The sequence below is a fragment of the Quisquiliibacterium sp. genome, assembly GCF_982640115.1.
Map to the genome: position 1 here is coordinate 21,728 of NZ_CEXFHW010000021.1, position 10,583 is coordinate 32,310.

At 71.2% G+C, this 10,583-nt stretch carries 10 protein-coding genes; 3 read left to right on the forward strand and 7 right to left on the reverse strand.

Features of this window, described 5'->3' with window-relative positions:
- Nucleotides 1–6: 6 nt before the first annotated feature.
- Nucleotides 7–882: a glucose-1-phosphate thymidylyltransferase RfbA gene (gene rfbA, locus AC2H6A_RS04370; RefSeq protein WP_484271917.1), complete on the reverse strand. Its 876-nt coding sequence runs from the start codon at nucleotides 880–882 to the stop codon at nucleotides 7–9.
- Nucleotides 883–900: 18 nt separating this feature from the next.
- A complete protein-coding gene (gene rfbB / locus AC2H6A_RS04375; protein WP_484271918.1) occupies nucleotides 901–1,959 on the reverse strand; it encodes a dTDP-glucose 4,6-dehydratase in 1,059 nt (352 codons plus the stop codon).
- Between the two features lie 85 nt (nucleotides 1,960–2,044).
- Here rfbB and tal point away from each other — a divergent pair, with 85 nt between their 5' ends.
- Nucleotides 2,045–2,977 carry a transaldolase gene (gene tal / locus AC2H6A_RS04380; protein ID WP_484271919.1) on the forward strand — a complete coding sequence of 311 codons (933 nt, stop codon included), beginning with the start codon at nucleotides 2,045–2,047 and terminating at the stop codon, nucleotides 2,975–2,977.
- Nucleotides 2,978–2,993: 16 nt separating this feature from the next.
- Here tal and dut read toward each other — a convergent pair whose 3' ends face one another.
- Genes dut through AC2H6A_RS04405 form a run of 5 tightly spaced genes read right to left on the reverse strand, consistent with a single transcriptional unit; the run spans nucleotide 2,994 to nucleotide 9,100 of the window.
- Entirely contained in the window at nucleotides 2,994–3,446 is a 453-nt protein-coding gene (dut, locus tag AC2H6A_RS04385) for a dUTP diphosphatase (protein ID WP_484271920.1), read from the reverse strand.
- 25 nt (nucleotides 3,447–3,471) lie between these two features.
- Nucleotides 3,472–4,710, reverse strand: coding sequence for a bifunctional phosphopantothenoylcysteine decarboxylase/phosphopantothenate--cysteine ligase CoaBC (gene coaBC, locus AC2H6A_RS04390; RefSeq protein WP_484271921.1), 1,239 nt, complete (start codon nucleotides 4,708–4,710; stop codon nucleotides 3,472–3,474).
- A 23-nt stretch (nucleotides 4,711–4,733) separates the two neighbouring features.
- Entirely contained in the window at nucleotides 4,734–5,261 is a 528-nt protein-coding gene (lspA, locus tag AC2H6A_RS04395) for a signal peptidase II (RefSeq protein WP_484271922.1), read from the reverse strand.
- Nucleotides 5,262–5,271: 10 nt separating this feature from the next.
- Entirely contained in the window at nucleotides 5,272–8,145 is a 2,874-nt protein-coding gene (gene ileS / locus AC2H6A_RS04400; protein ID WP_484271923.1) for an isoleucine--tRNA ligase, read from the reverse strand.
- Between the two features lie 13 nt (nucleotides 8,146–8,158).
- Nucleotides 8,159–9,100: a bifunctional riboflavin kinase/FAD synthetase gene (locus tag AC2H6A_RS04405; protein ID WP_484271924.1), complete on the reverse strand. Its 942-nt coding sequence runs from the start codon at nucleotides 9,098–9,100 to the stop codon at nucleotides 8,159–8,161.
- Between the two features lie 116 nt (nucleotides 9,101–9,216).
- Here AC2H6A_RS04405 and purN point away from each other — a divergent pair, with 116 nt between their 5' ends.
- Together purN and AC2H6A_RS04415 are read left to right on the forward strand one after the other, a co-directional pair.
- On the forward strand, nucleotides 9,217–9,894 hold the full coding sequence (purN, locus tag AC2H6A_RS04410) for a phosphoribosylglycinamide formyltransferase (protein ID WP_484271925.1): 678 nt from the start codon (nucleotides 9,217–9,219) through the stop codon (nucleotides 9,892–9,894).
- Between the two features lie 8 nt (nucleotides 9,895–9,902).
- Nucleotides 9,903–10,583, forward strand: a 681-nt coding sequence (locus AC2H6A_RS04415) for an RsmB/NOP family class I SAM-dependent RNA methyltransferase (protein ID WP_484271926.1), incomplete at its 3' end; no start/stop codon positions are given.

Genomic DNA, 10,583 nt, shown 5'->3' on the forward strand with positions numbered 1-10,583 from the left:
CCGGGCTCAGAAGATGCGTTCGCGCAGCAGGCCGAGCAGGTACTGCCCGTAGCCGCTCTTGGCCAGCGGTGCGGCGAGCTGCTCGAGCGCCGCGGCGTCGATCAGGCCCATCCGGTAGGCGATCTCTTCGGGGCAGGCGATCTTCAGGCCCTGTCGCTTCTCCAGGGTCTGCACGAACAGCGAGGCCTCGATCAGCGACTCGTGGGTGCCTGTGTCGAGCCAGGCGTGACCGCGGCCCATCACCTTCACCTCGAGCTGGCCGCGCTCGAGGTAGACCCGGTTGAGATCGGTGATCTCGAGTTCGCCGCGCGCCGAGGGCTTGAGGCTGCGCGCCACCTCGACCACCTGCGGGTCGTAGAAGTACAGGCCGGTGACCGCGTAGCGCGACTTCGGCCGCGCCGGCTTCTCCTCGAGGCTGACGGCGCGGCCGGCGGCATCGAACTCCACCACGCCGTAGCGCTCCGGATCCTGCACCGCGTAGGCGAACACCGTGGCGCCCTGGCGGCGCTGCGCGGCCTCGGTGAGGTCGGTGGCCATGTCGTGGCCGTAGAAGATGTTGTCACCGAGGATGAGCGCGCAGGGCGAGCCATCGATGAAGCGTTCGCCGATCAGGAAGGCCTGCGCCAGCCCGTCGGGCGAGGGCTGCACCGCGTAGCTCAGGCTCAGGCCCCAGCGCGAGCCGTCGCCGAGCAGCTGCTCGAAGCGCGGCGTGTCCTGCGGGGTGGAGATGATCAGGATCTCGCGGATGCCGGCGAGCATCAGCGTGGACAGCGGGTAGTAGACCATCGGCTTGTCGTACACCGGCAGCAGCTGCTTGGACACCACCTGGGTGACCGGGTGCAGCCGGGTGCCGGAGCCGCCGGCGAGGATGATGCCTTTCATGCGAAGCCTTTCAGGCGCTCAGCGCGCGCCGTAGTTGCGGCTGATCCACTCGGTGTAGCGGCCGGAGGTGATGCGCTCGACCCAGCCCGGGTTGTCCAGGTACCAGGCCACGGTGCGGCGAAGCCCCGAGGCGAAGGTCTCGGCGGGCTGCCAGCCGAGTTCGCCGGCGATCTTGCGGGCGTCGATCGCGTAGCGGCGGTCGTGGCCGGGCCGGTCGCGCACATGGGTGATGAGGCGGGTGCGCGGGCCGGCCGGGTCGGGGCGCAGCTCGTCGAGCAGGCGGCAGAGCTCGCGCACCACGGCGATGTTGGTCATCTCCTGGTTGCCGCCGATGTTGTAGGTCTCGCCCGGGCGGCCGGCCTGCAGCACCCGGCGGATGGCAGCGCAGTGATCGCCGACATAGAGCCAGTCGCGCACATTCAGGCCGTCGCCGTAGACCGGCAGCGGCTTGCCCGCCAGCGCATTGCCGATCATCAGGGGGATGAGTTTTTCGGGGAACTGCAGCGGCCCGTAGTTGTTCGAGCAGTTGGTGGTGAGCGTGGGCAGACCGTAGGTGTGGTGCCAGGCCCGCACCAGGTGGTCGGAGGCGGCCTTGGAGGCGGAGTAGGGGCTGTTGGGCTGGTAGGGCGTGGTCTCGGCGAAGGCCGGATCGCCGGGGCCGAGCGACCCGTAGACCTCGTCGGTGGACACATGCAGGAAGCGGAAGGCCGCCTTCTCGGCCTCGGGCAGCGCGCCCCAGTGCTCGCGGGCCGCCTCGAGCAGCGAGAAGCTGCCCTCGATGTTGGTGCGAATGAAGGCGGCCGGGCCATGGATGGAGCGGTCGACATGGCTCTCGGCGGCGAAGTGCACGATCGCCCGCGGCCGGTGCTCGCGCAGCAGCCCCAGTACCGTGTCGCGCTCGCAGATGTCGAGCCGCACGAAGCGGTGGCCGGGGTGGTTCTCGATGGACGCGAGGTTCTCGAGGTTGCCCGCGTAGGTGAGCAGGTCGAGGTTGAGCACCGGCTCGTCGCCGTGGGCCAGCCAGTCGAGCACGAAGTTGGCGCCGATGAAGCCGGCGCCGCCAGTGACCAGGATCATGGCGAATTCCAGATCGGGTAAACCGCTTATTATCGCCGATCCGGGCCAATGGCATGTTGCCCGCGCTCTTCAGGATCCCCGGCCGATGACCGCACTCGAACAGCTCAGGCAGCACACCACCGTGGTGGCCGACACCGGCGACTTCCTCGCCATGCGGGCCTTCGCGCCGCGCGATGCCACGACCAATCCCTCGCTCATCCTCAAGGCGGTGGCGCGCGAGGAGTACCGCGGCCTGCTTGCCGAGGTGGTGGCCGCGCACCGCGGCGAACCCGCCGAGATGCTCGCCGACCGCCTGATCGTGCGCTTCGGCGGCGAGATCCTGAAGATCATCCCGGGCCGGGTCTCCACCGAGGTGGATGCGCGCCTGTCCTTCGACACCGAGGGCACGGTGGCGCGCGCTCGCCGCCTGATCGAGCTCTATCGCGACGCCGGCGTGGACCGCCGCCGCGTGCTGATCAAGGTGGCCGCCACCTGGGAAGGCATTCGCGCGGCCGAACGCCTCGAAAACGACGGCATCACCTGCAACCTGACCCTGCTGTTCTCGTTCGCGCAGGCGGTGGCCTGCGCCGATGCCGGCGTCACCCTGGTGTCGCCCTTCGTGGGCCGCATCTACGACTGGTACCGCCAGCGCGAGCGGGTGGACTACCTGCCCGAGAACGATCCCGGCGTGCTGTCGGTGCGCCGTATCTACCAGTACTTCAAGAAGTTCGGCTATCCCACCGAGGTGATGGGTGCGAGCTTTCGCAACATCGGTCAGGTGATCGCGCTGGCCGGCTGCGACCTGCTCACGATCAGCCCCGAACTGCTCGGCGAATTGCAGGCCTCGAGCGCGCCGGTGCGTCGCCGGCTCGACCCGGCCCAGGCGCAGGCCATGGCGATCGAGCGCGTGCGCTTCGACGAGAAGCACTTCCGCTTCGAGCTCAATGAAGATCCGATGGCGAGCGACAAGCTCGCCGAGGGCATCCGCCTGTTCGTGGCCGACGCGCGCAAGCTCGATGCGCTGATCGCCTCGGCCTGACCGGCGCGCCCGGCGCTCAGCGCCCGGTGCTGCCGAAACCGCCCTCGCCGCGCTCGCTGGCGTCGAAGGCATCGACCACCCGGAAGGCGGCCTGCACCACCGGCACCACCACGAGCTGGGCGATGCGCTCGAAGGGCTCGATGCGGAAGGTCTCGTGGCCGCGGTTCCAGCACGAGACCATCAGATGGCCCTGGTAGTCGGAATCGATCAGTCCGACCAGATTGCCGAGCACGATGCCGTGGCGGTGGCCCAGGCCCGATCGCGGCAGGATGACCGCGGCGTAGCCGGGATGCGCCAGGTGGATGGCCAGCCCGGTGGGGATGAGCTCGGTCTGGCCCGGTGCCAGCGACAGGGGCGCATCGAGGCAGGCGCGCAGATCGAGGCCGGCGCTGCCGGGCGTGGCATAGGCCGGCAGCCGCTCGGCCATGCGGGGATCGAGGATGCGCAGGTCGACGCGCAGCGGGCTCATTGGGCGGACTCCGATGCGCAGGGACTCATGGCGTTGGCGCCTGACCGCGCGCTGCCGCGCCGGTGGCTGCGAGCCGCTGCGCGATCTCGGCCACCAGCTGCGCGGCCAGCGCCTGTTTGCTCGCGCGCGGCAGGCGCTGCATGCCCTCGGCGTCGATCAGCAGCAGCTCGTTGTCATCCTGGCCGAAGGTCTCGTGGCCGATGTTGGCCACCAGGAGGGGCACGCCCTTGCGGGCGCGCTTGTCCTGGCCGTTGCGCTCGAGGTCTTCGCTCTCGGCGGCGAAACCCACGCAGTAGGGGGCAGCGGGCCGCGCCGCGACCTCGGCCAGGATGTCGGGGTTCTGCGCGAACTCGAGCACCGGCGGCGCCCCGTCGGGCGTCTTCTTGAGCTTGCTGCTGCTGGCGTTGGCCACCCGCCAGTCGGCCACGGCGGCCACCGCCACGAAGAGGCCAGGCCGCGCGCCGGGTGCGTCGAGCTGGTCGAGCACCGCCTGATGCATCTGCCGCGCGGTGCGCACATCCACCCGATGCACGCCGCGGGGCGTGGGCAGCGCGGTGGGGCCGGCCACCAGGGTGACCTGCGCGCCCGCCTGCCGGCAGGCGCGCGCGATGGCGAAGCCCATCTTGCCGGAGGACAGGTTGGTGATGCCGCGCACCGGGTCGATCGGCTCGAAGGTGGGTCCGGCGGTGATCAGCGCCGACACGCCGGCGAGCCGTTGCGGCACGAAGTGCGCCACGATGTCCTCGGCGATGTCTTCCGGCTCGAGCATGCGGCCCTCGCCGGTCTCGCCGCAGGCCTGCTCGCCGCTGGCCGGGCCCAGCACGCGCACCCCGTCTTCGCGCAGCTGCGCGATGTTGCGGCGGGTGGGCGCCTGGGCCCACATCTCGCGGTTCATGGCCGGCGCCACCAGCAGCGGCCGGCTGCGGGCGAGGCACAGCGTGGAGAGCAGGTCATCGGCCAGGCCATGGGCGAGCTTGGCGAGGAAGTCGGCCGAAGCCGGTGCGATGAGGATGGCATCGGCCCGGCGCGACAGCTCGATGTGGGCCATCGAGTTGGCGATGCGCGGATCCCACTGGTCGGTGAACACCGGCTGCCCGGTGAGCGCCTGGAAGGTGGCGGTCCCGATGAAGCGGGTGGCGGCCTCGGTCATGACCACCTGCACCGTGGCGCCGCGGCGCTGCAGCTCGCGGGCGAGCTCGGCGGCCTTGTAGGCGGCCACGCCGCCGGTGATGCCCAGCAGCAGATGTCGGTTGCGCAGTTCCATGGGGCCCCCGGATGGTGGCGTGTTCAGCGGCCGCGGCGTACCCGCCGCAGCTCGTCGAGGATGAGCAGGGCCGCGCCCGCCGTGATGGCGGCGTCGGCGATGTTGAAGGCCGGCCAGTGCCAGCTGCCACGGTACACCAGCAGGAAGTCGACCACCTGACCCAGCCAGATCCGATCGATGACGTTGCCGATCGCGCCGCCAAGAATCAGCGCGAGCCCGAACGCGAACAGGCGCTGGTTGCCATGGCGCCAGAGCATCCAGGCGATGACCACCGCGGCGACCACGCCCACGCCGGTGAGGAACCAGCGCTGCCAGCCGCCGGCCGAGGCGAGGAAGCTGAAGGCCGCGCCGGGGTTGTAGAGCAGGGTGAGGTCGAACCAGCCCGGCACCACCGGCAGCCGCTCGCCGGGCGCGAAGGCGCGCAGTACCAGCAGCTTGCCGAGCTGATCGAGCACCGTCACCGCCAGCGCGAGCAGCAGCCAGCCGCCCAGGGGCTGGCGGCCGCGGGTGCTGGCGCTGGTGCCCTCGCGACGGCGGGTGCGGCGGGCCATCGCGCGCTCGTCAGGCGACGCGGCGGGCTTCGCCGCTGCCGAACAGGTTGCTGGTGCAGCGCCCGCACAGCGTGGGATGCGCCGGGTCGTGGCCGACATCGGCACGCAGATGCCAGCAGCGCTCGCATTTGGCATGCGCACTGGCGGCCACGCCCACCGAGGCCGGTGCGTCGGGGGCGGCATCGGCCAGGGTGGCCTGCGAGGTGATCAGCACGAAACGCAGGTCATCGCCCAGGGTGGCGAGCAGGTCGCGGTCCTCGGGCGGCAGGTGCAGCGTGACCTCGGCCTGCAGCGAGGAGCCGATCAGGCCGGCGGCGCGCTGCGCCTCGAGTTCCTTGAGCACCAGCGCCCGCAGCTCGCGGATGCGCGCCCACTTGGCCAGCAGCTGCGCACCATCGGCCGGTGCCGGGAAGGCGTGCCAGGTCTGGGTGAAGATGGTCTCGCCCTGCTCGCGGTGCAGGCGCGGCGCGAGCATCGGCCAGGCTTCCTCGGCGGTGAACGAGAGGATGGGGGCCATCAGCCGCAGCAGGCCATGCGCGATGTGATGCAGCGCGGTCTGCGCCGAGCGTCGGGCGTGGCTGTCGGCGCGGGTGGTGTAGAGGCGGTCCTTCAGCACATCGAGGTAGAAGGCGCCGAGGTCTTCGGAGCAGAAGGTCTGCAGGCGCGACACCACCGGGTGGAACTCGAAGCGGGCGAGGTCGGCCTCGATGCCGGCCTGCCACTGGGCGGCGAGCGAGAGTGCGTAGCGGTCGATCTCGAGCAGCTCGTCGACCGGCAGCGCCTGGGTGTCAGCGTCGAAGTCCGACAGGTTGGCGAGCAGGAAGCGCAGGGTGTTGCGGATGCGCCGGTAGGCCTCGACCACGCGCTTGAGGATCTCGTCGGAGAGCGAGAGCTCGCCCGAGTAGTCGGTGGACGCGACCCACAGCCGCAGGATCTCGGCGCCGAGCGTGTCGGACACCTTCTGCGGCGCGATCACGTTGCCCAGCGACTTGCTCATCTTGCGGCCCTCGCCGTCGACCACGAAGCCGTGGGTGAGCAGCGCGCGGTAGGGCGCCCGGCCATCGGTCATCGATGCGGTGAGCAGCGACGAGTGGAACCAGCCGCGGTGCTGGTCGCTGCCCTCGAGGTACATGTCGGCCGGGAAGTGCGACTGCTCGCGGTGCGAGCCGCGCAGCACCGTGGCATGGGTGGCGCCGGAATCGAACCAGACATCGAGGGTGTCTCGGTTCTTCTCGTAGAGCGCGGCTTCCTCGCCGAGCAGCTCGGCCGGGTCGAGCCGCTGCCAGGCCTCGATGCCGCCGGCCTCGATGCGGCTGGCCACCGCCTCGATCAGCTCGGCGGTGCGCGGATGCAGCGCGCCGGTCTCGCGGTGCACGAAGAAGGCCATCGGCACGCCCCACTGCCGCTGGCGCGAGAGCGTCCAGTCGGGACGGTTGGCGATCATGCCGTGCAGCCGTGCCTTGCCCCAGGCGGGATAGAACTCGGTGGCCTCCACCGCCCGCAGCGCGGTCTCGCGCAGCGTGGGCCCGCCCTCGCGCGGGGTGAGGTCCATGCCGGCGAACCACTGGCTGGAGGCGCGATAGATGATCGGCGTCTTGTGCCGCCAGCAGTGCATGTAGCTGTGGGTGTACTTCGTGGCCGAGAACAGTCGGCCCAGCCCGCGCAGGTGCTCGACGATGCGCGGATTGGCCTTCCAGATGGACTCGCCGCCAAACAGCGGCAGCGAGGCGGCGTAGCTGCCGTCGCCGAGCACCGGCTGCAGCACCTCGGCGTCGGTCATGCCGTAGCGCTTGCAGGAGATGAAGTCGTCCACGCCGTAGGCGGGCGAGGAATGGACCAGGCCGGTGCCGGTGTCGGTGGTGACGTACTCACCGAGGTACACCGGCGAGGCGCGGTCGTGGAAGGGGTGGCTGAAGCTCACCCGCTCGAGGGCGCGCCCCGGGCAGCGGGCGATCGTTTCGCCCTGCAGGCCCCAGGCGGCCAGGCAGGCCTGCACCCGCTCGGCGGCCAGCACCAGCAGGGTGTCTTCACCCTGCCATGCCGTGCGCACCAGCGCGTACTCGACCTCGGGGTGCAGGTTGAGCGCCTGGTTGGCGGGCAGGGTCCAGGGCGTGGTGGTCCAGATCACCGCGAAGCCGCGCGGCACCGGCAGCGCCGCCAGACCGAAGGCGGTGGCAAGGGCGTCGGCCTGGTCGGCGCGGAACGCGAAGCCCACATCGACCGCGATGTCGGTCTTGTCGGCGTACTCGACCTCGGCCTCGGCCAGCGCCGAGCCGCAGTCGAAGCACCAGTTCACCGGCTTGAGGCCGCGGTAGACATAGCCCTTCTCGAGCAGGCGCCCGAGCAGTCGCAGCTCGTCGGCCTCGTTGCGCGGCGCCATGGTGAGATAGGGGTTCTCCCACTCGCCGAGCACGCCCAGGCGGATGAAGTCCTTCTTCTGGCGGGCGATCTGCTCGGTGGCATAGGCCCGCGAGCGGCTCTGCACCAGATCGGCCGGCTGATGCTTGCCGAACTGCTTCTCGATCTGGATCTCGATCGGCATGCCATGGCAGTCCCAGCCCGGCACATAGCGCGCGTCGAAGCCTGACATCTGCCGGCTCTTGACCACCATGTCCTTGAGGATCTTGTTCACCGCGTGGCCGATGTGCAGGTCGCCGTTGGCATAGGGCGGGCCGTCGTGCAGCACCCACAGCGGCCGCCCGCGCGAGAACTGGCGGATGCGCTGGTAGGTGCCCTTGTCCTGCCATGCCTTCACCCAGCCGGGTTCGCGCCGGGCGAGGTCGCCGCGCATGGGGAAGGGCGTGTCGGCGAGGTTGAGCGTGTCGCGGTAGGAGGTCGCGCCGGCGGAGGCGTTGCGCGGGCTCCTGGCCTGGTCGTCAGCCATGGGGGTTCCTGGGTCAGATGCCGAAGTGGTCGCGCGCGGCGCGGGCGTCGCGGTGGATCTGCTCGACCATGAGGTCGAGGTTGTCGTAGTGGCGCTCCTCGCGCAGCCGCGCGATGAACTCCACGCTCACCAGCGCGCCGTACACGCTGGCGGAGAAGTCGAACACATGCACCTCGAGCAGCAGCCGGCCGTTGCTCTCGACCGCCGGGCGGGTGCCCAGGCTGGCCACCGCGGGCAGCGGCCGCGGGCCCAGGCCGTGCACCTGCACGATGAAGATCCCGGCGACCGCCGGGTTGGCGAAGGGAATGCCGATGTTCAGCGTGGGAAAGCCCAGCGTGCGTCCGAGCTTGCGGCCATGGATGACATGGCCGGACACGCAGTAGGGATGGCCCAGCAGCTCACGGGAGCGGGCAAGGTCGCCGGCAGCCAGCGCCCGGCGTACCGCCGAACTGGAGTAGCGCTCGCCGCGATCGGCGATGGTGGGCATGCGCTCCAGGCCGAAACCGTGGCGTGCCGAGAGGCCGGCGAGCAGATCGAAGTCGCCGCGGCGCTGCGCGCCGAAGCGGAAGTCGTCGCCGATCAGCAGGTGCCGGGCCTGCAGGCCCTCGACGATCAGCTGTTCGGCAAAGGCCTGCGCCGGCATCGCGGCGAGATTGGCATTGAAGTGCGCGATGCAGACCCGGTCGACGCCGCAGGCGGCGAGCGCGCCGAGCTTGTCACGGCCGGTGAGGATGCGTGCCGGGGCGGGGCCGGCGCCCGGACGGCTGACGGCAAAGTACTCGCGTGGGTGCGGTTCGAAGGTCAGCACGCAGGCCGGCAGCGCGCGCTCGCGGGCGCCACTCACCAGGCGCTGCAGCACCGCCTGGTGGCCACGGTGGACACCGTCGAAATTGCCGATCGTCAGCACGCAGGGCTGGCGTTGAGCGGCCGGGGGCAGGCGGCGAAAGACTTGCATCGGGAGCGCGTCGGGGGAAGTGCCGGCCGAAGCCGGGCGGGAATCTGGTAAAACTTTGAATTATAAGGCTTTCCGGAGAGCCCGGGGCGGCATGATGGTAAGATTCGGTCATGCCGATGTCCGATCCGCCGTCGCCGGCCACCGTGCCGCGCGTGGCCTTGCTGGTCTCGGGCAGGGGGTCCAACCTGCAGGCCATCGCCCGCGCCGCTGCCAGCCAGGCCTGGCCTGCACGCCTGGCGCTGGTGCTGGCCCACCGGGAGGACATCCCCGCCGTGCAACGGGCCCGCGAACTCGGCCTGCCGGTGCGCATCCTACCCCTGAACCCGGCGCTCGACCGGCCCGCCCAGGATGCGCAGATCAGCCAGTGCCTCGAGGAGGCCGCCATCGACTGGATCGTTCTTGCCGGGTACATGCGCATCCTGTCGCCGGCTTTTGTGCGCCGCCATGCCGGCCGGCTGGTCAACATCCACCCCTCCCTGTTGCCTGCCTTCCCGGGTCTGCACACCCATCGGCAGGCGCTGGCCGCCGGGGTCAAGCTGCACGGCGCCACGGTGCACCTGGTCGACGAGGCGGTCGATGCCGGCCCCATCCTCGCCCAGGCGGCGGTGCCGGTGCTGCCCGATGATGACGAGGCCGCGCTTGCCGCCCGGGTGCTCCAGGCCGAACACCGGCTGTATCCGCCCGTGCTGCGCGCCCTGATCGAGGGACGTCTGGCGCTGAGCGGCAAGCGCGCGCGCTGGATCGGCGCCTCGCCCGCCGCCGACCCGCTGCTGCTCTGGGTGCCGGTGGCATGAAGCCGCGCGTGTCCAACCCTGGACGCGGCGGCCGGAAGCCGCACCCGTCCACCGCCGGGCGGGGCAGCCGGCGGCCGGCCCGCGGCGATGCCCCGCAGAGCTTCGATCAGCTCGCCCAGGCCGCCGTCGGCGAGATGCTCAGCCTGGCCGAGCCGGCCGATCAGCACCTGCGCCGCTTCTTCGCCGCCCATCCCGCCATGGGCCGGGCCGATCGCGGCCGCCTGGCCGAGATGGCCTACGACATCCTGCGTCAGCGTCGGCTCTATGCCCAGTTCGCCCAGAGCGGCAGCGGCCCGCTGCCGGCCCGCCTGATCGCCGTCCATCAGGCCCGGGAGCGCCTGGTCACCGATGGCATGGCGCCCGCGGTGCGCCTGAGCCTGCCCGACTGGCTGGCCGAGCGGCTTGCCGCGGCGCTCGATCCGGCGGCGCTGGAATCGCTCGGCGCGGCCCTGCTGCGGCCCGCGCCGCTCGACCTTCGCGTCAATCTGCTCAGGACCGACCCCGCTGCCGCGCTTGCCGCGCTGGCCGCCGAGGGCATCGCTGCGCAGCCGCTGGCCATCGCGCCGCTCGCGCTGCGGGTCGAAGGCAAGCCAGGGCTCGAGCGCACCGCCGCGTTTCGCGACGGGCTGGTCGAGGTGCAGGATGCCGGCAGCCAGCTGCTGGCCCACCTGGTCGCGCCGCGTCGCGGC

Bases quoted from the DNA above. Each gene is read 5' to 3' on its own strand.
- rfbA (WP_484271917.1), bottom strand. From the start codon at position 882: ATGAAAGGCATCATCCTCGCCGGCGGCTCCGGCACCCGGCTGCACCCG.
- rfbB (WP_484271918.1), bottom strand. From the start codon at position 1,959: ATGATCCTGGTCACTGGCGGCGCCGGCTTCATCGGCGCCAACTTCGTG.
- tal (WP_484271919.1), top strand. From the start codon at position 2,045: ATGACCGCACTCGAACAGCTCAGGCAGCACACCACCGTGGTGGCCGAC.
- dut (WP_484271920.1), bottom strand. From the start codon at position 3,446: ATGAGCCCGCTGCGCGTCGACCTGCGCATCCTCGATCCCCGCATGGCC.
- coaBC (WP_484271921.1), bottom strand. From the start codon at position 4,710: ATGGAACTGCGCAACCGACATCTGCTGCTGGGCATCACCGGCGGCGTG.
- lspA (WP_484271922.1), bottom strand. From the start codon at position 5,261: ATGGCCCGCCGCACCCGCCGTCGCGAGGGCACCAGCGCCAGCACCCGC.
- ileS (WP_484271923.1), bottom strand. From the start codon at position 8,145: ATGGCTGACGACCAGGCCAGGAGCCCGCGCAACGCCTCCGCCGGCGCG.
- AC2H6A_RS04405 (WP_484271924.1), bottom strand. From the start codon at position 9,100: ATGCAAGTCTTTCGCCGCCTGCCCCCGGCCGCTCAACGCCAGCCCTGC.
- purN (WP_484271925.1), top strand. From the start codon at position 9,217: ATGTCCGATCCGCCGTCGCCGGCCACCGTGCCGCGCGTGGCCTTGCTG.